We start from the raw sequence: 26770 nt of genomic DNA on the forward strand, positions 1-26770 counted from the left end.
GCTCGGTATTTTGAAAATCTAAGGACTTTCGAATTGTTTGAGGTACGAGTTTTCAAAAGCCCTTAGATTTTAGAATTTTTTACTTAGTCTTATCAAAATATTTAATCGAGCTGAGGATTGTAAAAAATATGTGGAGTATACGTTGATTTTTGCTTAGAAACCCCATATTATTTAGTTCCACTTTGTACAAGCACTGCTTTAGGTGCTAATTTCTCTTTCTGTTTCCGAATAGGAGTCTCATTTTCCATAGATTTAAATGCCACAGACAGCATAAGTTTTAATCTATTTAACTGATTTACTTCACTTGCTCCTGGATCATAGTCTATAGCAGCAATATTACTTCCCTTGTATCTTCTCTTTAATTCCTTTATCATTCCCTTACCTGTTACATGGTTAGGCAGACACGCAAAAGGCTGCATACATACGATATTTTTTGTTCCACTTCTTATAAGTTCTATCATTTCAGCTGTCAAAAACCAGCCTTCACCTGTTTGATTTCCTATAGAAAGTACTTTAGAAGCATACTTTGCCAGTTCTTCAATATCTGATGGTGGAGTGAACCTTTTACTATTTTCAAGAGCTTTTCGCATATGCCTTCTAAAATATTCAATACATTTAATTGCCCATTTATTTACGATATTGTCCTTATAACTTCCAGCCAAATATTTATATTTGAATTCAGCATCATAAGCACAATACAAAAGAAAATCTGTCAAGTCGGGAACTACTGCTTCCGCACCTTCTTTTTCCAAAACATCTACAATATTGTTGTTAGCTGTAGGATGGAACTTAACTAATATCTCCCCTACTACTCCAACTTTAGGCTTTTTAACTTTATTTAATTCAAGATTGTCGAAGTCTTCTACTATACTGTATATATTTTTTTTAAATTCGCTGTGACTTCCACTTTTAACACTCTCCTTACATTTATCAACCCATTTTCTATAAAGAGTATTTGCAGATCCCTGTATCTTTTCATAAGGCCTTACTTTGTACAACACTCTCATAAACAAGTCTCCATATAAAAGCGCAATCATAGCCTTATTTACAAGTCCAAGGGTAATTTTAAATCCTGGATTTTTTTCTAATCCCACTGTGTTAAGGGATATTACAGGTATATTTTCCATACCAGCTTCTCTAAGTGCTTTTCTTAAGAAACCTATATAGTTTGTAGCCCTGCATCCTCCCCCTGTTTGAGAAATTATTAAAGAAGTATTATTTAAGTCATATTTTCCAGACTTTAGTGCCTCTATCATTTGTCCAACTACTATTATGGAAGGATAGCAGGCATCGTTATTTACATACTTAAGTCCCTCATCTACTGCTTTCTTATCTACAGAAGGTAGTACCTCCAGGTTATATCCAGATGCCCTAAAAGCTTCCTGCAGAAATTGAAAATGTATAGGTGACATCTGAGGACATAATATAGTATGCTTTTTCCTCATTTCTTCAGTAAACAGTACTTTTTTATAATCAGTTCCAACTTTATGAGGTCTAAAACCAGATTTATCTCTTTCTTCAATAGCTGCCTTAAGGGAACGCATTCTTATTTTAACAGCCCCCAAATTACTACCCTCATCAATTTTAAGTACTGTATATATCTTTCCGTATTTATTTAATATTTCCTGAGTTTGATCTGTAGTTACTGCATCTAATCCACAGCCAAAGGAATTTAATTGTACAAGCTCTATATTGTTCTGTTTAGCCACAAAACTTGCCGCAGCATATAATCTAGAATGATATACCCATTGATCTACTACCCTTAAAGGTCTTTCTACTACTCCAAGGTGTGCCACAGAATCCTCAGTGAGTACTGCCATGCCATAAGATGTTATTATGTTAGGTATACCATGATTTATTTCCGGATCAATATGGTAAGGTCTTCCTGCAAGTACTATGCCCTTTTTACCTGTATCTTTAAGATATTTTATTACTTCTTCACCTTTTGACCTTATATCATTTTTTACCTTTCTACTCTCTTCAAAAGCTTTTGCCACTGCAGAGGATATTTCCTTTTGAGGTATATTAAACTCTTTAAGTTCTTCCCCTAGTCTATCTGCAAGCTTTGGTTCATTATTCAAAGACAAAAATGGATTTTTAAAATTGATATCTTTCTCCTTTAATATATCCATATTATTTTTTATAACTTCAGGATAAGACGTTACTATAGGACAGTTATAGTTATTATCTGCCTTTTCTTGTTCTTTTTTCTCATAAGGTATACATGGATAGAATATAAAATTTACTCCTTTATTTATAAGATCCATTATATGTCCGTGAACCATCTTTCCTGGATAGCAAACTGACTCAGAAGGTATTGTTTCTATTCCAAGTTCGTAAATTCTCTTTGATGAACGGGAAGATATTTCTACTCTAAATCCCAACTCAGTGAAAAATGTAAACCAAAATGGATAATTTTCGTATAAATTTAACACTCGAGGTATCCCTACTATCCCTCTTTTTGCCTCACTCTTTTTAAGAGGAATGTAATTAAATATTCTTTTATACTTATAGGCAAAAATATCAGGCACATCTTGACTTTTACGCTCTAATCCTGCACCTCTTTCGCACCTGTTTCCAGATATAAATTCTTTTCCGTCAGAAAATTTGTTTATAGTTAAAAGACAGTTGTTAGCACACTTTCCGCATCTTCTCATAGATACTTCTGATGTAAAATTGCCTAGTTCATTTTCACTTAAAAGTGTACTTTCACACCCAGCCTGATGTCTTTCCTTTGCAATAATTGCAGATCCAAATGCTCCCATAAGCCCCGCTATATCAGGTCTTACTACTTCCCTGTCAGATATGATTTCAAAGGCCCTAAGTACAGCATCATTATAAAAAGTTCCTCCTTGTACTATTACCTTTTCTCCAAATTCTTTTGAATTTCTCATCTTTATTACTTTAAATAAAGCATTTTTTATAATTGAATAAGAAAGTCCTGCAGATATATCCCCTACTGAAGCTCCTTCCTTTTGAGCTTGTTTAACTCTCGAGTTCATAAATACAGTACACCTGGAACCTAAATCCACAGGTTTTTGAGAAGTTTCCGCAGCTTTTGCAAAGTCTTCTACACTCATATTAAGTGATTTAGCAAAAGTCTCTAAGAAAGATCCACATCCAGATGAGCAGGCTTCATTTAAAATTACACTGTCAATTACCTTGTCCTTAACCTTCAAGCACTTCATATCCTGTCCACCAATATCCAGTATAAAATCTACTCCAGGCTGGAAAAATTCTGCTGCCTTATAGTGTGCAATAGTTTCAACTTCACCTACATCTATATGCAGTGCTGCTTTTATAAGATTTTCTCCATAACCTGTAACTGCTGAACTTACTATATGTGCACCTTCAGGCATCTTTTTATATAAATCTTTCAATATTCTTACAGACGACTTTAAAGGGCTGCCTTCATTACCCTTATAAAAGGAATAAAGTAAATTTCCTTCTTCATCTATAAGTGCCGCCTTAGTTGTAGTTGAGCCTGCATCTATTCCAAGATAGCAGTTTCCTCTAAATGTATTCAATTCTGCTCTTTTTACCACGCTGGTACTGTGTCTTTTCTTAAATTCATTTAATTCGTTCTCATCTTTAAATAATGGCCTTATGGTTTGTATTTCATCTGCTAATGAATTGCTTAAATTAGGAAGCCTGTCTACTAAATTTTCAGCAGAAATAACTTTCCCATTTTTAGAAGAAATAGCTGCTCCAAGTGCCACAAACAGCTGAGGATTTTCAGGGAAAATCACCTGACTATCCGTAAGCTTTAAAGTTTCTATAAATCTTTTTCTAAGTTCTGATAAAAAATATAGTGGTCCACCTAGAAATGCCACATTACCTTTTATAACTTTTCCACAAGCAAGTCCACTTATTGTCTGATTTACAACTGATTGAAATACAGATACTGCAATATCTTCTTTTGCAGCTCCCTCATTTAAAAGAGGTTGTATATCAGTTTTAGCAAATACCCCGCATCTTGCTGCTATAGGATAAATCACTTTGTAATTTTTAGCTAATTCATTTAGCCCCTGTGCATCTGTTTGAAGAAGAGATGCCATTTGGTCTATAAATGCACCTGTTCCACCTGCACAAGTTCCATTCATTCTTTGATCAATTCCACCATCAAAAAATGTTATCTTGGCATCTTCACCACCTAATTCTATTGCCACATCCGTCTCCGGTATAAATTGTTCTATAGTATTAGTACAAGCTACTACTTCTTGAATAAATGGTATGTCAAGCCACTTAGATACAGATAACCCACCTGAACCCGTAACCATTACAGTGATATTTGAATCCTTTAATTTTTCATAGGCATCTTTAATAACTTTAGCTATAGTACTTTTTATATCAGAAAAATGCCTTTGATATTTATGATATACTATACTATCTTTAATATCTGATATAACTATTTTTACTGTAGTTGAACCTACATCAAGACCTACGTGAAATAAATTTTTCATAAGCAATCACCTTTTAATAAAATAATAATTTAAAATAATACATTGATATTGTAATATATTTTCACCTAACAATAAACAGGAAATAATAGCTTTTATCCATATGCTTTATAGTATATACCATTACAACCCATATTTAGAAAATAATTCTATGAATACGCCGCATAGTTACAATACAACTTGGATTTAAACTGTGTTTAAATCTAATTCAGTAACTATATTATAACACATGTTACCCCTTAATTAATTTTAAGTTTAAAATATTACCATAATATCAATAAATCTTACTTAGTTAGAAAAGCAGATATTCCAAATCTTTAATTTGGCATAGTCGCTTTCGCTGTGTGCAAGCAGATATTCCAAATCTTTGATTTTATGTGAGTATTCTCATTGTCATGCATTGAATTTTTGTGCTATTATAGTTTTTTCTGTCAGGAACAATAAATTATGAGCTTTCATATAATAAATCATAGTTTGTAATAGGGCATCTCAAAGAAAATGCCTAAGCCCAATAAATGCCAATTAATAACTGTAAACTGGCGGGAGATGATATTTTGAGTAAATTAACAGTAAAAGATGTATTTATGAACTACCATTCACTTAAAGGATTTACTAAAGCTTTGACTAATATAAACTTTTCCGTAGAAGAAGGAGAATTTTTAAGCATAGTAGGTCCATCAGGTTGTGGAAAAACTACACTTTTAAATATAATAGCAGGTCTTATAAAACCTTCTTGTGGTGAAATATTTATAGACAATGAACCCTTAGCTTCTGCTTCCTCAAAACTTGGATATATGTTTCAAAGAGATCACCTATTTGAATGGTCCAGCGTGTGGAACAATATAACTCTTGGTATAAGGATACAACATAAATCACCAGACTTATACAAAGATAAGTTAACTTCTCTACTTAAAAATTATGGTCTCATGGACTTTGTAAATTATTATCCAGATGAACTATCGGGGGGCATGCGCCAAAAGGTTGCCTTAATAAGAACTCTTGCCCTAAATCCTGAAGTTCTACTTTTAGACGAGCCTTTCTCAGCACTAGATTATCAGACTAGATTAAATATAAGTGATGAAATATTTAAAATATTGAAGAGGGAAGGAAAAACAGTCATAATGGTAACCCACGATATATCAGAGGCTATATCTATGTCAAATAGAATAGTAGTACTTTCAAAAAGACCTGCTAAAATCAAAAAAATATTTGATATAACTTTCAGTGAATCTTATAATTCTCCTTTAAAATGCAGGGAAGATCCAGAATTCAGGATTTACTTTAACAGCATATGGAAGGAGTTGAATTATTAATGTTGGATTACAACAAGGAACACCAAATATATATAAACAATATAGTAACTAGAAAAAAGAAAGTCATATTAAGCAGAATTATAATTTTAATAGCTTTTTTTGCATTATGGGAAATAGCAGGCGACCTCGGATGGATAGATCCTTTTCTAACCAGTACTCCTTCTAGAATGTGGAAAAACCTTATAAAGCTCTATGCAGAAGGAACTCTATTTAGACATATTGGCATAACTTGTTATGAAACTATACTGGGATTTTTACTTAGCACAGTTCTTGGAACTATAATTGCCATACTTCTCTGGTGGTCTGACTTCATTTCAGATGTACTTGACCCTTATATAGTTGTATTAAATGCTCTTCCTAAAATTGCCTTAGCACCTATAATAATATTTTGGGCAGGGAATGGTATGTCAACTATCATTGTAATAACCATATTAATTTCTGTAGTTGTGACCATAATAAATGTATTTCATGGGTTTAAAACTGTAGATAGAGATAAAATCAGGCTTCTAAAAACTTTTGGAGCTTCAAAGCTACAAATTCTCACTTATCTTATAATACCTTCTTCAGTACCTACTTTAATATCTGCTTTGAAAATAAACGTAGGCCTGTCCTGGGTTGGCGTAATAATGGGAGAATTCCTGGTAGCAAAAGAAGGCCTTGGTTTCTTAATCATATACGGAGGCCAAATATCACAGTTAGATACAGTAATGGTTAGCATAATCATACTTTCAATTTTAGCTTATCTAATGTACAGAGCAGTAGAACTTGCAGAGAAAAAACTGACAAAAATAATGCTTCATTAAATTGAGGGATTGCAAATAATTAATAGTTAAGAATGAAAAATTAATAGTTAATGTAGATTTTCACCACTCGTTTCGCTAAAGCAAAGCATTGCTGATTTATATAAATTCAAAAATTTTTTGTGACAGCTAAAAATCATCCTTCACTATTAACTTTTCATTATTAATTCTTAACTTGCGAAGCTTTGCTTCGCATTATTTTTTTATGCATTCATATAAGTTGAAGTTTGTCATCTTAGTATTATGCTCATTTTTTTCATCAGAGATATTTCTCTATTTTGCATTGCTCATATAGATTTTTCCCTAACAAAGTAATTGCTTGTTGAGGACAATTGCTGATACATCGATAGCACATAGTGCATTTTCCGTTTTGCACCGCTGTCTGATTTACAATAGACAAGTTTTTCATGGGACATAGCTTCGTACATACCCCACAACCAACACATTTTTCAGTGTTGATTTTTAACTTATCTGAATAATTTTTAGTTTTACCATAAAACCAAAGTCTTTGACCAAAAAGACCCGCAATGTGATAGAGAATACCAATTCCCTCTTGTGTGACATGCCTGTTTTTTAGACTATTCGCGGACCTTTTTATTTTTATATACGCTTGCTTTACAATAACCTTATTTTGCTCTATTGTTTTCTTTAATGCTTTTTCATCGCCTATACAATCAGGCATTTTTAAATGAAGTCCACCAACAACCTCGGCACCACATTTTGCAAGTAGCCTTGCGCTGCAGCCAGCACCATCACCACTAAACAAACCCATGGTTGCAATGATAAAAACTTTTTTTCCAGTGAATTTAGATTTATTCTTTAAAATAAAATTCCTCACTATTTTAGGCAAATTGCTAAAATAAATCGGATACGCCAAAACGATAAAATCACTTTTATTGATTTCATCTAAAACTGTAGCATCTTCAATGGAAATACACTTTGCTTCTGAGTCAAGTTCTTTTACAAATAGTTCAATACAATGCTTTGTGTTACCTGTTCCGCTAAAATATATTCCTAACATATGTTTACTACCTCGTTTCTTTCTGCTATTGTAAAGCTAATAAAAATTACATCTATCACTTCACATTTATTCTCAGCTACTCCACCTTTACTACTTGATATCATAGTATAAGTTTTTTCTTTATGTGCAAACGGTAGGTTTTATTCTTCTAAAAGTGATTCGCTCCTTCCCTCTGTGCCTTTAACCACTTTTTAGCATTTAATTTTATTTGTTTTTCTAATCCTAAATCACCACCTGAATCACTCATAGCTTCCTCTGCATATTTACGTGGAAACATTCTTTTTATAGATGGTCCACATTCATCTCCATCTTCTGGCTGTTGAAATTTGACAACAGTAAATTTATCCTTATCTTTTCTCAACACAACGAGTGCTGGATTTGATCCGCCGCATGAAGATCCAAATTTTCCATTAGCATTTTCCATTAGCAAATGCGTACCCTTCAAATAATGTATAAATATAAACATTTATTAATCCATCTTTCTGTTCAATTGCATATAATTTGTGTGCTTCAAAGACCTTGTCAGCGTTGGTTAATATATGAGAATAGTACTCCATAATATAATTTGATGTTACTTCATTTATTACTCTTTTAGATCCAGGTTCAATATTTTTATTATCAGTTACTTTTGAATTGCTGCACCCAACGCTAATAATAAGTATTAAAGTAAAAATTATCAAAATAAGACTTTTAAAACATTTTTTCACTTTTACCTCGTCCCCCACTTCTCAGGATGTTTAATCTATACGATTTATTTACTCCAATATGCAAACGCTTTTCCTCTAGCATTTTTACCTAGCATTTCAACTTTATATTTTCCATCTTGTGTGACACTTATTTTTTCTTTCCCATTTGAATTTGCTTTTATTACTTTCAAAATATTATATTTGTCATCTATAACTACTATGTTAAATTTACCTTTTTTAACATCAGACTCAAAGTTTAAATTTATAGAATTTCCATTTTTTAAGTTCACAGAATCAAGTACTTGTGTTCCAGTGAAACTTTTAAATTTTTTTGGTAATTTGGGAGAATCATCAAAAGAATTCCACGTATAGTAAGCCCATTGATTTTTTAAATCAAAATTTTTCAAATCTATATCAGAAACTTGTTGCTTAGCATTGTTAACGTAGTTGTTATAGACAGTTTTCATTAATACAAATCCTATAATGACTATTAATACTATTATTAATAATGTATATTTATTTCTAACTTTCATTTAATAAACCACCTTTCAATAAATATTTAATTTTATATATATGTAATTATATTTAAATTTTACCTCATACCATAATTATTTACAATCAATTACATCTTACTATATCTCTTGCTTAGAATTACCTCTTAGTATATTTTTAAAATATAAATGGAATATTTTTAGAAAATGTGGATATAAATTTACTAGAGAACTATGAAATTCCATAGGAACCGAGGAGGATTAAAATGAGCTACTTTCAAGAAGCTAACGAATACTACAATGACAGAGATTACAAAAAAGCTATTGATATGTATGAAAAGGCAATACAAATAAAAGATAATGAAGCATCCTCACTGTATAATTCAGCAGTATGTTTCATAAAACTTAAAGATTATAAAAAAGCAATTAATTTATTAAATTCTGCCCTAAATATAAAAAGAGAAAGTAAATACTTTTTTAACCTTGGATATTGCTACACTATGCTAAAAGATAACAAAAAAGCCCTTATATATTTTAACAATGCATGGTGCCTGAATAATGATGACTCTGATTGTGAAAAAGCAATAAATTCCATATTGAAAAACTATATGACAAAATCAAAATAATTAAGTTCCACTCTAACAAAATATGAGTGGAACTTAATTATGCTACCATTCTCCTGCTATCTGTGCATCTTTATGATCAAGTTGAAATCTCCTGCTGTCAAAATAATTTCCCCCTTTGTAAAAGGTAGTATCCACATTTATCCATCTACTTTTTTCAGGAATATATACTTGATTCCACGCATGGCTTACCCAGCTTATTCCATTAAATCCCTCTCCAGTTATAAGCCTTACCTTCATGTTATTAGCTCTAGCCATAGCTACGTACAAACAAGAATAGTCAAAACAAATTCCCTTTCTAGAATAAAAAGTTGGGATTGCACCTGATTTTACATTGAACTCATTGTTTAACACTTTATTGGCTTTTTCATGGTCATAGCCTATATTAGTACCTATCCAATTATATAACATCTCTGCTCTTTCATCGGTATTACCACCTTCTGAAGCAAGTGCTTTAGCTAAACTATTTATTTCACTATTAGATTTTACTCCTTCATCTAAAGTAACTCCATTATAATAAACTACTGTATTGGCTTCATTTTTAACCCTATCTAATTGATCTACACTCTTTGTTTCATTCGAATTTGCATTTCTTATTACTATTTTAAAAGAATTATTTATTACATTTGGCAGTTGTTTTGCAATAGTAGAATTGGTAACAGGAATAACTACTTCTTTGCAAATGCTCTTATAAGGCTTTGATCCCTCTAAGTATGTGCTCAATTTAGGACTTACATTTAATATAGACATTATATTTAATACAAATACAACTAAAAGAGCATAACATATTGCCTTAGGCAGCTGAAATACCATTCCTGCTGCTCTCTTAAACATATTTCCCTTTGGTCTCAAAAACCTATCTATACTATCTAACACTGGATAGAAAATAATACGATTTACTAAATTCAAAAGTAATTTTATTATTCTATAACATATAAATATTAGAATAGGAAGCAGAACTGCATATACTATAAAGTTATTGTTATCAAAGTATTGTGTAAGATTTTGAGGTATTAAATTATATATTTTTTCATATATACCCCGATCATGCTGTATAAATATCTTTTTACCAAAATATATCCCTATTATCAGAGATATTATAAATGAAATACTTCTGCTTACATCATCAATATCCAACTTTAAATCATTAGAAGAAAACTTAAATAGAAATCCCTTTATGATGGGATATAAAAATATTACCCCTATCATTAAAGTTATAGGGTTTACTTTCATAATAATAATCACCTCTAAATGGCAAAAAATTTATTGATAGTGGTTGTACATCACTTCATATACAAGCATTCTAATCCTTTAATAATTCATTTATCGTATTCTTTATATCTGTCCATAAATACCCCCTTCTTAAAAGATATTCTCCAAGCCGCCTATATATTTTGTTTCTATCTGTTTCTGATTTAGTTATTATCCTATACCTTTTGCTTGCCAGATTATATAATTCATCCTTTCTTTTTTCCTGCATATTTTCTTGAAAACTTTCCTTTTTCTCATCTTCTAGCTTGGCATACTTTTTTATGACTTTATCCGATACTGTCCTTGCTTTTTCAAAACTATATCCGCTTCTTGCCAAGTAGTTTCCCAATTTTTCATATACTTTTCTTAAGTTGTCTTCGCTTTTTATAAGCATAATACACTTTTTTTGTGCTATGTTAAAAGCAGCTTTTTCCTCCTGCTCTTCATCTATAAGGTCCAATTTTTTACTTATAATATCCTCACTTATTCCTTTTCTAATGAGGGAATATCTTATTTTATTTTTACCTTGAGAATAAATTTTTTCTTTTATATAAAGTTCTGTAAACTTATCATCATCTATGAATTTGTATTCTTTTAAAAACTTTATAGTTCTTGAAATAGCATTTTCATCATATTGTTTTTGAGCTAATTTATCCTTCATCTGTTTTTCTGTTTTATAAACTTTCTCTATAATTTTCAATGCACAACTTTTACATTTTATAAAATTATCTTCTTCGATTATACTTTTTAAATAATTCATATCAACAGACGTTCCCTTTGATATGCCATAACTATACACAAGTTCTACACTGCAGGCAAATGCAAATTCTTCATTTATATATACATTTACTCTACCTTTATTTTTCTTTTGTAATTCAATTTTAGTTACTGTATAATTACTCAACCTAACCCTCCCCTATATTATATGTAATTTCATTAGTGAAAACTGCTGCGTTTAGATTCTCTTTTTAAAACATGAACCGTTGGATCTTTTAAGACAGTCCTAGCCACTTCGTATATATTTTCTCTAGTTATACTTTCAATTTCATCTATATCATCGACACATTTATATATACTTTCACCTTCTATAGCCTGATGTAAAACATAATTTCCTATATCCGTGGCATCTTCAAGGGTAAATACTACTGCAGTTTTTAATATCTTCTTCATTAAGCTTATAGTATTATCATCAAATTTTATTTCCTCATTCTTTACTTTATATATACATTTTTCTATAGTATCCATAGCAGATTTTATATTCTTTTCACTGACTGAAGTATATATATATAAAGTCTTTACTCCCGTAGTCAAATCCAAATCCGTATATACGTCATAAGCAAGTCCTTTTTCCTCTCTTAGTTTTCTAAATAAAATAGAATTGCTGCTTTCACCAAATCTATGATTCAATATTTTAAGTGCCAATTCCTCTTTTTTACTTAATCCATAAAAAGTAAAAAGATACACAATAGTACTCTGCTCTATATCTTTTTTATAAGAAACTTCCCTACAGGGTATATTTTGTTCAATTATTATGTCGTTTCTAGTAAATTTTCTGTACTTCCAGTCTTTAAAATATTTCCATACCAAATCATAAATTTCTTCGTGTTCGTAAGAAGAAACTACTGTTATGAAACAATTATTAGGAACATAATAATTATTATAAAATTCTACTAAATCTTTCCTTGTAAATTTAGTTACTCCCTCTTCATCTCCTGCAGTATCAAATCTTAATGGACCTTTTTTAAAAGCTAACTTATTTACTTTTTCAAAACTATACGTTTCTATATCATCTTTACTGCTTTTTATTTCTGATAATATAACTTCTCTTTCCTTTTCAATTTCTTCATCCGGAAATATAGAATTTATAAACATATCGGAAATAATTTCCATAGACTTTTCTAATTCTTCCCTTAATGAGGTAATACTATACACTGTAGAATTATTGTCTGTATATGCATTATATTCTCCACCCAAAATTTCTAAATCATTGTTTAATTTCTTATTGTCTCTAGACTTAGTACCTTTAAAAAGCATATGTTCAATAAAATGTGATATACCCTTCTCCTGAACACTTTCATATATAGCTCCTATTTTAATTCCAGCATGAAAAGCCGCTATATAAGTATCTCTTTTTATAGTAATAAGTTTTATACCATTAGGTAAAACTTTTTGTCTAGCATCAAACATATAAATTCTCCTTTAAAATAAAAACTATCGTACATTATATTATAATTTATATACAGTCAAATAGAAAGAGCATAAAATTAGACTAATTGCTAATTACAGAAAACTAAATTAAAATTTGATAATATGTATATACTATGATATGATAAACTTTGTTTTGTAATATAAAAAAGAAAGAGGAGTTTTAATGGAAAATATTAATTTTAGTGATTTAAATTTAGATCCTAAGGTTCTTCAAGCAATTGATAATATGGGATTTGAAGAACCATCTCAAATTCAAGCTGAATCAATCCCTGTAATACTAGATGGGAATGATGTAATCGGTCAGGCACAGACAGGTACAGGAAAGACTTTAGCTTTTGGAGCACCTATGTTAAGCAAAATAACTACCAAAAGTAAACACATCTCAGCTCTTATAGTTACTCCCACCCGAGAACTTGCAATTCAAGTAAATGATGAGTTGTCCAGAATTGCTAAATTCAAAAAAGTAGCCCTATTACCTATATACGGTGGTCAACCTATAGACAGACAAATTAGATCTTTAAAAAGAGGTGTAGATGTAGTAGTAGGCACCCCTGGAAGAATACTTGATCATATAAAGAGAAAAACTTTAGATCTTAGCAATATAGAATTTTTAATATTAGATGAAGCAGATGAAATGTTGGATATGGGTTTTATAGAAGATATAGAAAACATAATAAAAGCCGCAAATTCTGACAGACAGACATTGCTGTTCTCTGCTACTATGCCAGATCAAATAAGGAAGTTATCTTCCAGATATATGAAGTCAAATATTAAGTGCATAAAAATAGCTAAAAACACATTGACTGTAGAAAAAACAAAACAATATTACTATGAGATAAAGCAAAAAGATAGATTTGAATCTTTATGTAGAATTCTAGATGTAGATGAACCTTCAAGTGCTATAATATTTTGCAAAACTAAACGTGGAGTAGATGAATTAGTAGAGGGTTTGCAGGCTAGAGGATACAATGTAGAAGGTATGCACGGTGATATGGGACAAAACCAGAGATTAAATACCCTTAGAAAGTTTAAAGAAGGTTCCCTTGAATTCCTAGTTGCCACAGATGTAGCTGCAAGAGGTATAGACGTAGAAAATGTTTCCCACGTTATAAATTATGACCTCCCACAGGACACAGAATCTTATGTCCATAGAATTGGAAGAACCGGAAGGGCAAACAAAGAAGGTATTGCCTATTCCTTAGTAACACCTAGAGAATACATACTTTTAAAGCAAATAGAGAAGTTTACCAAGAGTAAGATAAGAAGGAAAGAAATTCCTACAGTAGATGATATCTATGAAGCCAAGTATAAAAATATAGAAGAGCAAGTTAGAAACATTATATCTGAAGACAATTATAAAAATTTTATTCCTATAGCAACTGAATTAGATGAAGAGTACAATCTAGTAGACGTAGCAGCTGCCCTTATGAAAATAATTTTTGACAAAGAATTAAGCTTTGATTATAAGGAAAATTCCTTAACTGTAGATGAAAAAGATGTTAGATTATTCCTCTCCATAGGTAGAATGGATAATTTAACTCCTAGAAAACTTTTAAAATTTATAAGTGAAACTTCTTCAGTTGAAGCCTATGAAATAGGTGATATAGATATACTAAATAAATTTACATTTATAAATGTTCCAGAAAGAGTATCTTCTATTATATTGAAAAAAACTAATGGTAAAAAACTTCAGGGAAGAAGAGTTTCCGTTGAAGTGGCTAAAAGTAAAAAATCTCATTAGTTTACTTTTAGTATACTGTTTACACGTCTTATAATAAAACAATTAAGCCCTATGTCCCAAGGAATACGTCTCAATTTAAGGGTTTTGGGGCTTTTTGTAATTTAAAAATATTGTTTCTAAATTATAATTACAAATTTTTATCATAATAATATTTACCATGATACCTCATATTAAATAGATTTTAAAAGAATAATTTAATAGAAAAGGAGATTTACAATGTCTAAAATATTTTTTAAAGGCAGTTGTATGCTGAATCCTGTACCTTCAGTACTTATAACTTCAAAAAGTAAAAATAGTGATATAAATGTGTTCACTGCTGCCTGGGTAGGCAATGCATGTACTAAACCCCCTATGATTACTATAGCCATAAAACCAGAGAGATTATCCTATAAATACATAAAGGAGACAATGGAATTTGCAGTAAATCTTCCTTCTAGAAATTTAACCAGAATTGTAGATTTATGCGGTGTAAAATCTGGCAGAGACTTTAATAAAATAAAAGAATGCAAATTAGAATTAGAAAAAAGTGAAAAAATATTCGTTCCTTGTATTAAAGAATGTGCTGTTAACATGGAATGCAAGGTTAAAAGTATAATTCCTCTTGGAAGCCATCATTTATTTATAGCTGAAATTTTATCGGTTCACGTAGATGAAAATCTAATAGATAATAAGGGTAAAATACATTTAGAAAAAGCCGATCTCATATGCTATTCTCACGGAGAATACTTTCCTTTAAATTCAAAGCCTCTAGGTAAATTCGGATTTTCTGTTAAAAAGAAAAGATAGTTTCAAATTAGACTACAGAGTTTCTAAGTAGAAAGTTTACTTATAACAATCACATACCAACAAACTTTATTACACTAAAAACTTTTGATGCTCAAAAAAATCTTCCTGTAGGTATCCCTACAGGAAGATTAATATTCTTCCACTTCTTATCTTTAAGGCAATACCTGCTGGAATTGACACAATTGAATCACATACAGGTTGCCGGGCTTCATATGGCCAGTCCCTCTGCCGCTCTTGATAAGAACTTATTATTTAATTTAATAAAATGTAGCAAACTGCTAATTATTTGTCAACATATTTTAAGCAATTTAACTTATAAAAATAAAACATTCAACAAATTTATTTTACAATAATTTTTCAACTTGCACATCATAACTTCCATCAGGAGATGCCACAGTTGCCTTTTGACCTACTTTTAGTTTATAAAGTGCCTTTCCTAAAGGAGACTCTATACTTATCTTCATATTTTTAACATCTGCTTCTACTGTACTAACTAAAGTAACTTCTTCAGTTTCATCTACGTCACAAAATTTTACTAATGCAGTTTTATTTATATCGAATACGTCTGCTTCCGAAGAACTTTCTATTATTACTGCATTTTTGAGCTGAGCTTCGAGTTCCTGTATTCTAGTCTCAGTCATAGATTGATCATCTTTTGCAGCATCATAATCTGCATTTTCACTTAAATCACCTTGTGCACGTGCTGCTTTCAACGCTAACTTGATTTCTACCCTTTTAACTGTTTTTAAGTATTCTAATTCATCTTCTAACTTTTTTTTACCTGATTCTGTAAGAATCACATCCTGCATAAAAAAATCACCCACTATTCTAAATTTTATCTGATGGCTACCTACTGTAACACTTCCACTAAGTAAGATTCATTGATAAGGCTTTGCTGCGAAACTTGATAAATTTTGTATAAGTTTAATAGCTTTTATACATTTATTTACTTTACTATTTTATTATAATATTACTAATTAAATAATACAAGTTAAATGATAAAATCACTTATTATTCATACTATTTAAGCCCATATTTTGCAAATAATGTGACGTTAAGATCATATTGACATTAAAATATTTATCATTATATAATATTATTGGAAGTAAATTTAAAAAGACATTCTCACAATAAATTTGTGTGTAATGAGAGCATATAAATCTAAGACTTTCTTACTTGGGTTTTATGTGCTTTTTTTGATGAATAAACTACGAAATTAAATAGAAATTATATATAGGAGGCTTTAACTTATGAAAATAAATTTGAAAGATATTTTTCTTATACTAGTAGGTTCACTTTTTGTAGCTTTTGGCACTTATTTTTTCCTAGCTCCAAATCATATAGCAGCTGGAGGAACAAGCGGTATAGCCATAATTATAAATAGTATATTTCCAAGTATTCCAATAGGTCTTTTAATGATGGGCATGGAAGTTATACTTTTTACCATTGGTATAATTGTAATAGGACCTGTGTTTGGTGGTAAAACCATATTTTGTAGCTTTTCTATATCTGCTCTTGTACTTTTAATGGGAAAAATGTACCCTAATATAAAGCCTTTCAGCAATGATATTTTAATTCAACTCATATTAGGCATACTCATATGTGGATTAGGTATGGGAATTGTATTTAACTTAAACGCCTCTACTGGTGGAACAGATATAATTGCAAAAATAATAAACAAATACACTCAAATAAGTATAGGCAAATCTGTTTTAATGGCAGACATCGCAATAACTATAGCAGCAACCCTAATACTTGGAGTAAATAAGGGAATGTATGCAATTCTTGGAGTAATATTGAATTCTACTATAATTGATAAAGTTATATTAAGTTTGAACTCCTATAAGCAAGTGGCTATAATAAGTAACAATGGTGAAAATATAAAAAAATATATTGTAAATGAACTATCTAGAAGTGCAACTATATATTATGCCAAAGGAGCCTATAAAAATAGCAATAAAGAAGTTATAACCACCATTTTAGATAGAAAACAATTTTTGAAGTTAAAAAATTATATAAAAGTTTTAGATGACAAAGCCTTTATTACTGTAAATGATATAAATGAAGTACTAGGAGAAGGATTTACTCGTATAATATAAAAAACTGTTCAGTTTTTTATATTTAATTTATAGAATAATAATTCAACTCCTGGTAATAATTTAAATTAGTACTAAAACTAGAGGAGGATGTAAAAATGGCACTGCCAAATCACATAGGTATAATTCCAGATGGAAACAGGCGCTGGGCAGTTAAAAGAGGGTTAAGTAAAGAAAAAGGATATAGTTTTGGTCTAAAACCTGGAATAGAATTATTTAAATTATGTGAAAAATTAGGGATAAATGAATTAACCTATTATGGATTCACTACAGATAATACTAAAAGACCAGCAATTCAAGCTAAAGCCTTTACCAAAGCTTGTGTAGAAGCTGTAAAAATACTTTCAAAAGAAAATGCTTCTCTTTTGGTAGTTGGAAATTCTAACTCTCCTATGTTTCCAAAAGAACTTCTCCCTTACACGGTTAGAAAAGACTTCGGTAAAGGGGGAATAAAGGTTAATTTTTTAGTAAATTATGGATGGGAATGGGACTTAGGTAAAACTAAAAATTTATCAACTACAAATAGACATTCCATTATATCCAGTATAAATTCCCATGATATATCAAGAGTAGATTTAATAATAAGATGGGGTGGTAGAAGAAGGCTCAGTGGATTTTTACCAGTTCAATCTGTATATTCAGATTTTTACATAATAGATGACTATTGGCCTGATTTTAAAATGGAACATTTGATGAATGCTCTAAAATGGTATAATGACCAGGATATAACTTTAGGTGGATAATTTTCTCCTAATTTAAATATAAAGTTTCTAGATTGAAAGTTACTTTATACAAAGCATATAATGACAAATTTTAGCACCATAAAAACTTTTGACAAGTCTAAAGCTTTTAAAGGTGCTTTCAATTTTGTCATTACATTTTATGTATAAGTTTAAATTTAAATTAGAATACCTATAATCATATTTATTTAATTTACATATAATAAATTGTGCGTTTATTTTCCTATCATTTAGTTTGTATTGAAGTGAATTTTCTTTATCAATTGAGAATACATATCGAAGGTGATTTTTTATTGACTTATAATGATTTTTGTCCTATTATAATATGTATTAGTTCTTATCACTTGATAACTACTAAATTTTAGGGGAGATGTTTTTTAAATGGATGAAAAAGTAAAGACAGCAAGACTTTCTATAATTTCTAATGCATGTTTAATAACTATGAAATTAATAGTTGGCATAATTACGGGATCAGTTAGTATCCTATCAGAAGCCATACATTCAACTATGGATTTAATTGCAGCTATAATATCGTTTTTTTCTGTTAAAATATCATCCAAGCCTGCAGATGCAGAGCATCCTTACGGGCACGGTAAATTCGAAAATGTATCTGGTGTAATCGAAGCACTGCTTATATTTGCTGCATCTATATGGATAATAGTAGAAGCTATAAAAAAGATAGTAAGTGGAGGAGAAGTATCCTCATCCAGTCTGGGATTCTTTGTTATGTTTTTTTCTGCTGCAATAAACTTTTTAGTATCCAAAAGATTATATAAAGTAGCTAAAAAAACTGACTCTATTGCTTTAGAAGCAGATGCCCTTCATCTTAAAACAGATGTATATACTTCCCTTGGCGTTGGCGTAGGGCTTTTTCTAATATGGATTACAAAACTGAATTTTCTAGATCCTGTAATAGCCGTAGTTGTAGCTTTATTTATTTTAAAGGAAGCCCTATGTCTGTTAAAAAAAGCTTTTAATCCATTAGTAGATGTAAAATTATCTGATAAGGAAATCAGCATTGTAAAAGATTGTATATCTAAATACAGTGCCGGATATTGCAGTTTTCACCGATTAAGAACCAGGAAATCTGGAAATAAAAGATATGTAGATGTTCATTTAGTATTTCCTGAAGATATGCATATAAAGGTTGCCCATAAATTGTGTGATGACATAGAAAATGAAATGAGTCACTCACTTCAGAATACGGAAGTAATGATTCATCTGGAATCCTGTGACGACAAATGTACTAGCTGTAGATTTGCTGATACAACAAAATGCAAAAATAGATAGGATTTTCATCCTATCTATTTTAATGTTTTTTATCTGATGGCTACCTACTGTAACACTCCCACTTCTATCAAAGTGGGAGATAACAGTAGCTACGCCCCTAGATAATTCATCTAAACTTAGTGGGATAAAAAACTCCCACTAAGTAAGATTCATTGATTATTTATCTTCTACTTCATTTAAAGCTTTAACCAAACTGTTAATATCAATACCATGTACTGCAGCAGCTTCTTCAACTGTTTCTGCTAAAGATGCAGGACAGCCTATGCATCCCATTCCGAAATTCATCAATGTTTCAGCATATGCTGGCTTCATTTTTACTATTTCACCTATAGTTGTATCTTTAGATATCTTTGCCATAATTTTCAACCTCACTTTTTAATTTATATATTCATTTAATTTTTAATATACTTTTTGTTAACAAATTCTAATTCTAAGATAGTGCATTTAATGCTCTTACTAAATTATCTGCATTTAATCCATGTACTTTTGCAGCTTCTTCTAATGTCTCTCCTTGAGATTCACCACAAGTCACACATTCCATTCCAAAAGTCATCAATCTTTCTGCATTTTTGGGATTCATTTTAATAATTTCAGCTATAGTCATACTCTTAGTTATTTCAGACATATTAAATACCTCCACCTACATTATTATAATTACATTAAATATATTTTATACAGCAAACTACCTTATACTAAAATCTTTATCAATATAAAATTCAAGTCTGTACTTATTATTTAAGTACATTATTACCTAATAGACATTGTCACCATCATAATACTACTAAACTTGTCATATATCAAGTTTTATATATAATTATCTGCTATTTATTGTTTCACATTTCGCAAATTGTAAATTACCAGTTTCATATCATAATGTGCATCAATTATATACTACTTCTACCCTTTTCATGTCATTCATGTATAAAGTTACTTTTTATCCATAAGCTTAAAACTCGAATTAGTAATTTGGAAATTACCTTTTAATCCATCTGTGATATAAACTTTTTTGTCCTTTGTAATAAATATAGCCTGCAATCCATTTTTTTTGTTCACATAATCCATTCCCTTATCCACTCCTAGATAAAATATATTTTTAGTCATGGCATCGGCATCTATGGAAACATCTGTGACCAAAGTAACACTAGCTAAATTATTATCCATAGGATATCCTGTAAAGGGATTTAATATATGGTGATATTTTTTCCCATTTTTTTCGAAGTACCTTTCATATATGCCTGAAGTTACTACAGTTTTATTTGTAACATTTAAGCCTCCAGCAGGATCTCCTCTTGTTTTAAAAGGATCTTGTACTCCTATATTCCATGGTTTTCCATTAGTATTAGTATTTATAGCTAAAATATTTCCTCCCAGATTTACAATAGCGTGTTTAACCCCATTTTCCTTTAGTATTCTTGCAGCCTCATCTGCAGAATATCCCTTTGCAATTCCACCTAGGTCCAAAGACATACCCTGCCTTTTTAGCATTACCTTACTATTCTTTTCATCTAATAGTAGATCTTTATAATTGATAAGTGATTTTTTTTCATTTATTTCGCTTTGAGAAGGAAGTCTAGCGTTATCTGTTCCTATTCCCCATAGTTTAACTAAAGGTCCAACTGTTATATCAAAAGCCCCTGAGGACTGCTCCGAATAGTATTTTCCCTTTTTTAAAACATAAAATGTATCCTTCGATACTTTTACAAAATTCTTGCCTGCAGCATCTGCCACTGCATCTAATTCTGTACCAGGTTTATTTACACTCATCTTATTTTCAATTTCTTTAATTCTGGCAAAAGCTTTGTCTATAACTGATTCAGGCTTACTGTCATATACAGTTATAGTACATATAGTACCAAGCATATATTCAGTTTTTGAAACAGGTTGCACATTGTCTTTTACACAAGAAGTTAAAGGAATTATAGAAACTATAATTATGATAATTAGAAATAGATTTAGTTTTCTATTATATTTCATATCATTTAACCTTTCTAAATAAAAAATTATTTACTTTAGCTTTATAGGTAAACCACAAGCTACCATATATACCTCATCACTAAAGCGAGCTATAAACTGATTCACTCTTCCCAAAATATCTACAAATATTCTACTGAGCTTATACTCAGATACCACACTATATCCCACTTCATTAGTAACAATTAAAATATGCTTGTCACTATGTTTTACAGAAGATATTATATTATCTACTTCCTTAATTATATCCTTTTCTAAATTTTCTATGTCTTCAGATGTAATATTGTCAAAGTCATAGTTTTTTTCAAAAATTATATTAGTTACCATCGTTCCTATACATTCTAACATTATGTACTTACTGCTGGATTTTTCTATAGCCTTGTCTAATTTAGTGAAGCCCTCATAAGTTTTCCATTTCTGATTTCTTCTCAGTTTATGCTTTTCGATCCTCTTTTCCATTTCACTGTCCGTAACTACAGCAGTTGCTATATAAAGTACGTCATCTCTCCTTTCAAGAATTTTTTCTGCAAAGGTACTTTTTCCACTTCTACTGCCACCTGTTATTAAAGTTATCTTTCCCATATTTTATCCTCCATCATATGATAATAACTCTGTTTATAATAGCTTAGTAAGTATAACTGCAGCTATAAGCATAGTAAGTATTTCTACCATTTCATTATCTGCCCCAAATAAGTCTCCCGTAAGGCCTCCAATTTTTTTGTTGCAAAATACATTTATTAAAAGTGCCATAATCAAAGCAGCAGGTATCATTATAGCAACATATTTGGGATTCATACCACAAAGTAAAATAGCGATAGTTACAACAAGTGCTAAAAACATCTGTAACTTTCCTATGTTGCCTATAAAGAAATTTCCTGTTCCTGTTTTCTTAGCCGTTTTGCCTATAAAAGCTATAAATACTATTGAAAATCTACCTATAACAGGTGCAGCTACTATTATAAAAGAAAACCTAGGCACTATAGAACAAAGAAGACTGTATTTTAATATTATATCCATAACTATAGTAGCACAAGCATAACTTCCTATTCTGCTGTCTTTCATTATCTCTATAATTTTGTCATTACCTTTAAATGCAAAAAAACCATCACTCATATCTCCTAGTCCATCTAAATGTAGTGCACCCGTAAGCATTATGCCAAGTAAAAGTATAATAGCTACACTTACATTTACAGGGAGTACCATTATACATAGTTTGTACACTATCCATTGAATCCCCCCCACCAATAATCCTATGACTGGCATAAAGACAGTGCCTCTCCTAAAATTTTCTTGTTCACAAGAGAAGCTTTTATTAATTGGAATTCTAGTCATAAATTGAACCATTAAAAAAAAGTCATTTATTAAATTCTTCAAAGTAATTCCCCCTAGTATAATCTATAGTATATTTAAATAAAATTGTAATCAATATTATGTATTAACATGGGTAATACTATCTATAAATAAATTACTATATTCATACTTAACTAGAGTAACATCTCCATTTTTTGAAGCAAATTTCCAGAAAAAATCCAGTATACCATTTAAGACATAACAATAAACTGATCTTATAACACCACTGTGAGTAACTATTAAAACGTTATCCCTGTTTAACTTTAAAATATCATCCATAAAGCTTTTTACTCTAGAATAAAATTCAATGTAACTTTCTCCTTCAGGTGGTGACACACTTTTCCAATCGTCACTCCACTTTTTCCATTCTTCAGGGTAAAGTTTCATTATTTCTTTGTAATTTTTACCTTCAAACTTTCCAAGATTCATCTCATTCAATCTTTCATCTATAACAATCTCCTTAGAATTACCTTCTAAAATTATCTTAGCCGTCTGAGATGCTCGTTTTCTGTCACTTACATAAACATCATCAAATTCTATATTGCTTAAAAGTTTTTTTGTCTGTTCTGCTTGACTTAAACCCTTTTCATTTAAAGATACGTCAAGCCTTCCGTAATAATATTTATTATTATTTTCGTTTGTTTGTCCATGTCTTACAAAGTAAATATTCATAACTTTTATCCTCCTGCATAAGCTAACAATACATGCTAACTTACTTTAGTTATTATATAATATTTGAATAAAATATACAAATTCTAAAGATAAATGTAAAAAAATAAGGGCGAAAATTTCCGCTCTTATTTTAAATGAGAATTAGGTATAAAGTATGTTAATTTATTAACTTTTACAAGTTAATAATACCACAATTTTTCTAATAATCAAGTTTTTCATAATAAAATAATATATATTTTATAACTTTTTATTAATTTATAATCCATTTCTTACAGTTACATATTGTATATTTATTAACAAGTATATACATGTTATTTTAATAAATATAAGTATATAGCATTCATAACAATAATTACCTTAAATTTAATTTTGACAACTAATAACTTTTATTATATAGTAGAATTGATTATAAAATAAGGATGGTGCATATGGATAATTTAACTTCTATTTTTAGAGAAAAAAAGCTAAAACTTACCCCACAGCGTATTGCTGTATATAAATATTTACAATCTACCAAGAAACATCCTTCGGCTGAAACCATATATAAAGCCCTTCAGCCAGAATACCCTACTATGAGCCTAGCAACTGTTTATAAAGCTTTAAAAACTTTAGTTGACGTAAATTTAGTACAGGAAATCAATATAGGGGAAGGTAACTTTAGATATGATGGAAATGTTAATCCTCATTCTCATATACAGTGTATAGTTTGTGAGAAAGTAGATGACGTAGAAGGAATTTGTTTTTCTAATTTAAATGATAAAATTAAAGATTGTGTTGACTACCAAGTATTGAGTAATCAGGTTTATTTTTACGGCATATGTAAAGACTGTCAAAAAAACTCTAAAGAATAATGCTTGTATGCAGCAAAAACTAAGGCAGTTATCTATTATAATTAAGATAACTGCCTATTTTTAAGAGGATTCATCTACTACTTCATTCCATTCATTTTTAGTGTATTTTCCAGAAAGTATACTGTCAACCTTGCTTGATATATTATTTTTAAAGCTTTCGGGTACATTATATATAAATGCTATATTATCTTCCGTCATGTTTTCTAAATGAGTTATCACGCACTTCTTTATACCATCTTTCGAAATGTCTGAGTTTTTAAATCCTGTTACAAAACCTTTGTCACTTAACTTTTTTTGAGCATCTTTTCCAAACGCAAACCTTATAAATTCGTTTGTCTCTTCTGTGTTCTTACTACTTATAAGAACACTCATTATAGCATCTGCCATAATTGGAACTTTTAACTGACTTTTAGAATTTGGACTATAATACTCAAAGCATTTTATATTTTTGCTTTTTAGATTGTTCACATAATATGAAGATGCTATTATTACTGGAATGTCTCCTTTATCAAACTTTTTTAAACTTGATTCATTTCCTATTTCAAAAGTATCCTTGTTTATAGATCCATTTTTTACGAGATCATTTAACAAATCGAAACTTTTTTGAACCTCAGTTAACTTTTTGTATGCAGAAGGTCCGCTGTCATATATATTTTCAAGTTTCTTCATAGTAATTGTATTGCTTGATATGATAGAAAATAAAGTATTATTAATATCCATTCCTTCATTAAGAACTACAGGTACTCTTATTGATGTAGCGTTCATTGTCTTCAAAGAAGCATTAAATTCATCTATATTATTTGGTATTTTTAGTCCTAACTTATCGAAGGCACTTTTATTACAGAGTATCTCTATAGTATAAGGCATTACAGTAATTCCATAATATCTATCATTAAATCTACCGTAAGATTTTACTGAAGTATAATATTTATCAGCTAATTTATTTTGTTCATACGTATTTCCCATATCCGCTAAAAGTCCTTTTCTAACTAACTTTAACATGTCATTTCTTGAAGCAATTACGATATCTATATCACTGGATTCGCTTACATTTTCATCCACTTTTTCTCCTATAGCATTATTTATGTTTACCTTTACTTTAGGATTTTTCTTTTTATATTCGTCTGTTAAAAATTTTATTATATTTAAAGATTCTTTATCCTTTACACCTACATATATATTTATCTGTCTATTTTTTTTGAGTGTTTCTGTATTTTTCCCACATGCAGATAAATTAAATAACAATATTATCATTAATAAAAATGTAATTGTCTTATTTTTGAGCATAAATTCTATCATCTCCTTTAAATATAATTTAAGCCCCTTTTCTATAAATTTATTTTGTACATAATAATTAAATATATAATACATTCATATAATTAAGTGGAGGTGAAATTTATGAAATTTAGGATAATATTTCTAAAGAAAAAATACATCTACTTTTCTATATTATCATTGATATTTATATTAGCAGTCATAATTTTTATGGTATCTAGAGGTTCTTCTCCTTCATTTAACACTATTTCAAATAATAAAAAGATAAAAGCAGATTTTAATGGTGATGGAAAAGAAGACATATTATCTATTGTGCGTAATAAAAGTAAATATTCAATGAAAGTAATAATTGGAGATAAGTCCTTTAATTTTCAAACAGATAGAAATTCCCCTATAATTGAAAATTATTCTCCTTATTGGCCCATTAGAGTAATTCTTATGGATGTATCCAGAAATAAGATTCCTGAAATATTTGTACAAGGTTCCATTGCAAATAAACCAGTTCAACGTGTTTTTACATTCAATAATAACAAATTTGATAATATATTTTCAAATTATAACAACATATTAGGATTTATAGACTGTAAAAACAACAAGACACCAAAAGTAATATCTGGTAAATTTCAAGAAGACAACATGACACTTTCAAATTACATTTTTTTAAACTATAAATTTAAAAATTATAATTATGAGAATGACAATACTTTTATGGGAAACGATACTATATGCACATTTATTAAATTAATCCAGGGACTTCCTCAAAGTGAATCCTACAAACCTAAAGATATATTTTATTCTAATATATCCAGTGAAAATATGTCTCTAATAGGTAACATGTCCGGTGAAAACAATTCCTATGTATTTCAGGATGCACTGTTCATGGAAAATAAATGTGATGCAAATGGAAATACTTCTGAGTTATCCTGGACATTAAATTTTAAAGCCATCTCTAACACAGATACCAACATAGTAAAAAACTATACTCTAAATTTAGCTCTCCTACCTGATAAAAGTAGTGAAAAAAAATATCACTTTAAAATTGCATCTATGTATAGGTCTAAATAAAAAAGGGACCGTTCACGCGGTCCCAAGGGGGATGGGGGGTTATTACATCAAATAACATTTTTATTACTTGATGCTAGGAG

Annotated in this window: 26 protein-coding genes and 1 riboswitch; of the genes, 10 read left to right on the forward strand and 16 right to left on the reverse strand. The window is 29.9% G+C overall.

Going from position 1 to position 26770, the window contains the following annotated elements; translation table 11 throughout:
• Positions 1–167: 167 nt before the first annotated feature.
• Positions 168–4463: a 2-hydroxyacyl-CoA dehydratase gene (locus tag DMR38_RS17715; RefSeq protein ID WP_127722564.1), complete on the reverse strand. Its 4296-nt coding sequence runs from the start codon at positions 4461–4463 to the stop codon at positions 168–170.
• A gap of 551 nt (positions 4464–5014) precedes the next feature.
• Between DMR38_RS17715 and DMR38_RS17720 the strand changes: the two genes are divergently transcribed.
• Together DMR38_RS17720 and DMR38_RS17725 are read left to right on the forward strand one after the other, a co-directional pair.
• Positions 5015–5773: an ABC transporter ATP-binding protein gene (locus DMR38_RS17720; RefSeq protein WP_127722566.1), complete on the forward strand. Its 759-nt coding sequence runs from the start codon at positions 5015–5017 to the stop codon at positions 5771–5773.
• Positions 5773–6576, forward strand: coding sequence for an ABC transporter permease (locus DMR38_RS17725; RefSeq protein WP_127724149.1), 804 nt, complete (start codon positions 5773–5775; stop codon positions 6574–6576). Before DMR38_RS17720 ends, DMR38_RS17725 begins: the two co-directional genes overlap by 1 nt.
• 256 nt (positions 6577–6832) lie before the next feature.
• Here DMR38_RS17725 and DMR38_RS17730 read toward each other — a convergent pair whose 3' ends face one another.
• From DMR38_RS17730 to DMR38_RS17740, 4 genes are all read right to left on the reverse strand, one after another.
• The gene (locus DMR38_RS17730) at positions 6833–7594 is read right to left on the reverse strand and encodes an EFR1 family ferrodoxin (RefSeq protein ID WP_127722568.1); all 762 of its coding nucleotides are present in this window, start codon (positions 7592–7594) and stop codon (positions 6833–6835) included.
• A 148-nt stretch (positions 7595–7742) separates the two neighbouring features.
• Complete coding sequence (locus DMR38_RS22400; protein ID WP_243124343.1) at positions 7743–8018, reverse strand: hypothetical protein; 276 nt, start codon at positions 8016–8018, stop codon at positions 7743–7745.
• Positions 8005–8301, reverse strand: a complete 297-nt coding sequence (locus tag DMR38_RS22405; RefSeq protein ID WP_243124345.1) for a hypothetical protein — start codon at positions 8299–8301, stop codon at positions 8005–8007. Before DMR38_RS22405 ends, DMR38_RS22400 begins: the two co-directional genes overlap by 14 nt.
• Positions 8302–8345: 44 nt before the next feature.
• Entirely contained in the window at positions 8346–8813 is a 468-nt protein-coding gene (locus tag DMR38_RS17740) for a hypothetical protein (RefSeq protein ID WP_127722570.1), read from the reverse strand.
• A 224-nt stretch (positions 8814–9037) separates the two neighbouring features.
• On the opposite strand from DMR38_RS17740, the gene DMR38_RS17745 reads away from it, so the two are divergent.
• Positions 9038–9397, forward strand: a complete 360-nt coding sequence (locus DMR38_RS17745) for a tetratricopeptide repeat protein (RefSeq protein ID WP_127722572.1) — start codon at positions 9038–9040, stop codon at positions 9395–9397.
• A gap of 42 nt (positions 9398–9439) precedes the next feature.
• Here DMR38_RS17745 and DMR38_RS17750 read toward each other — a convergent pair whose 3' ends face one another.
• From DMR38_RS17750 to DMR38_RS17760, 3 genes are all read right to left on the reverse strand, one after another.
• Positions 9440–10627 carry a transglutaminase-like domain-containing protein gene (locus DMR38_RS17750; protein WP_127722574.1) on the reverse strand — a complete coding sequence of 396 codons (1188 nt, stop codon included), beginning with the start codon at positions 10625–10627 and terminating at the stop codon, positions 9440–9442.
• Between the two features lie 70 nt (positions 10628–10697).
• Positions 10698–11549, reverse strand: a complete 852-nt coding sequence (recX, locus tag DMR38_RS17755) for a recombination regulator RecX (protein ID WP_127722576.1) — start codon at positions 11547–11549, stop codon at positions 10698–10700.
• Positions 11550–11581: 32 nt separating this feature from the next.
• A complete protein-coding gene (locus tag DMR38_RS17760) occupies positions 11582–12832 on the reverse strand; it encodes a pitrilysin family protein (RefSeq protein ID WP_127722578.1) in 1251 nt (416 codons plus the stop codon).
• 184 nt (positions 12833–13016) lie between these two features.
• On the opposite strand from DMR38_RS17760, the gene DMR38_RS17765 reads away from it, so the two are divergent.
• Both DMR38_RS17765 and DMR38_RS17770 read left to right on the forward strand, forming a co-directional pair.
• A complete protein-coding gene (locus tag DMR38_RS17765) occupies positions 13017–14594 on the forward strand; it encodes a DEAD/DEAH box helicase (protein WP_127722580.1) in 1578 nt (525 codons plus the stop codon).
• Between the two features lie 216 nt (positions 14595–14810).
• The gene (locus tag DMR38_RS17770) at positions 14811–15380 is read left to right on the forward strand and encodes a flavin reductase family protein (RefSeq protein ID WP_127722582.1); all 570 of its coding nucleotides are present in this window, start codon (positions 14811–14813) and stop codon (positions 15378–15380) included.
• Between the two features lie 143 nt (positions 15381–15523).
• Positions 15524–15624, reverse strand: a riboswitch (SAM riboswitch).
• A 100-nt stretch (positions 15625–15724) separates the two neighbouring features.
• On the opposite strand, the gene greA is transcribed toward DMR38_RS17770, so the two are convergent.
• On the reverse strand, positions 15725–16189 hold the full coding sequence (greA, locus tag DMR38_RS17775) for a transcription elongation factor GreA (RefSeq protein WP_013240169.1): 465 nt from the start codon (positions 16187–16189) through the stop codon (positions 15725–15727).
• Between the two features lie 441 nt (positions 16190–16630).
• On the opposite strand from greA, the gene DMR38_RS17780 reads away from it, so the two are divergent.
• The 3 genes from DMR38_RS17780 (at position 16631) to DMR38_RS17790 (ending at position 19506) form a co-directional block, all read left to right on the forward strand.
• The gene (locus DMR38_RS17780) at positions 16631–17479 is read left to right on the forward strand and encodes a YitT family protein (protein WP_127722584.1); all 849 of its coding nucleotides are present in this window, start codon (positions 16631–16633) and stop codon (positions 17477–17479) included.
• Between the two features lie 95 nt (positions 17480–17574).
• Positions 17575–18219 (forward strand): undecaprenyl diphosphate synthase family protein, encoded by a 645-nt coding sequence (locus tag DMR38_RS17785; protein WP_127722585.1) that lies wholly within the window; start codon positions 17575–17577, stop codon positions 18217–18219.
• 378 nt (positions 18220–18597) lie between these two features.
• Entirely contained in the window at positions 18598–19506 is a 909-nt protein-coding gene (locus tag DMR38_RS17790; protein ID WP_127722587.1) for a cation diffusion facilitator family transporter, read from the forward strand.
• Between the two features lie 156 nt (positions 19507–19662).
• Here DMR38_RS17790 and DMR38_RS17800 read toward each other — a convergent pair whose 3' ends face one another.
• From DMR38_RS17800 to cobC, 6 genes are all read right to left on the reverse strand, one after another.
• Positions 19663–19863, reverse strand: coding sequence for a DUF1858 domain-containing protein (locus DMR38_RS17800; protein WP_127722589.1), 201 nt, complete (start codon positions 19861–19863; stop codon positions 19663–19665).
• A 73-nt stretch (positions 19864–19936) separates the two neighbouring features.
• A complete protein-coding gene (locus DMR38_RS17805) occupies positions 19937–20131 on the reverse strand; it encodes a DUF1858 domain-containing protein (RefSeq protein ID WP_127722591.1) in 195 nt (64 codons plus the stop codon).
• Positions 20132–20433: 302 nt separating this feature from the next.
• Positions 20434–21480 carry an FAD:protein FMN transferase gene (locus DMR38_RS17810; protein ID WP_127722593.1) on the reverse strand — a complete coding sequence of 349 codons (1047 nt, stop codon included), beginning with the start codon at positions 21478–21480 and terminating at the stop codon, positions 20434–20436.
• Positions 21481–21510: 30 nt separating this feature from the next.
• A complete protein-coding gene (cobU, locus tag DMR38_RS17815; RefSeq protein ID WP_127722595.1) occupies positions 21511–22059 on the reverse strand; it encodes a bifunctional adenosylcobinamide kinase/adenosylcobinamide-phosphate guanylyltransferase in 549 nt (182 codons plus the stop codon).
• A 33-nt stretch (positions 22060–22092) separates the two neighbouring features.
• A complete protein-coding gene (gene cobS / locus DMR38_RS17820) occupies positions 22093–22851 on the reverse strand; it encodes an adenosylcobinamide-GDP ribazoletransferase (RefSeq protein ID WP_127722597.1) in 759 nt (252 codons plus the stop codon).
• Positions 22852–22905: 54 nt separating this feature from the next.
• Complete coding sequence (cobC, locus tag DMR38_RS17825; RefSeq protein ID WP_127722599.1) at positions 22906–23499, reverse strand: alpha-ribazole phosphatase; 594 nt, start codon at positions 23497–23499, stop codon at positions 22906–22908.
• 428 nt (positions 23500–23927) lie between these two features.
• On the opposite strand from cobC, the gene DMR38_RS17830 reads away from it, so the two are divergent.
• Positions 23928–24350 (forward strand): Fur family transcriptional regulator, encoded by a 423-nt coding sequence (locus tag DMR38_RS17830; protein WP_127722601.1) that lies wholly within the window; start codon positions 23928–23930, stop codon positions 24348–24350.
• A 60-nt stretch (positions 24351–24410) separates the two neighbouring features.
• On the opposite strand, the gene DMR38_RS17835 is transcribed toward DMR38_RS17830, so the two are convergent.
• Positions 24411–25649 (reverse strand): extracellular solute-binding protein, encoded by a 1239-nt coding sequence (locus DMR38_RS17835; protein ID WP_243124347.1) that lies wholly within the window; start codon positions 25647–25649, stop codon positions 24411–24413.
• 99 nt (positions 25650–25748) lie between these two features.
• Here DMR38_RS17835 and DMR38_RS17840 point away from each other — a divergent pair, with 99 nt between their 5' ends.
• Positions 25749–26690, forward strand: coding sequence for a VCBS repeat-containing protein (locus tag DMR38_RS17840; protein ID WP_127722603.1), 942 nt, complete (start codon positions 25749–25751; stop codon positions 26688–26690).
• Positions 26691–26770: the final 80 nt, after the last annotated feature.

Origin of the sequence: Clostridium sp. AWRP, assembly GCF_004006395.2 — a bacterium.
Classification (GTDB): Bacteria; Bacillota; Clostridia; order Clostridiales; family Clostridiaceae; genus Clostridium_B.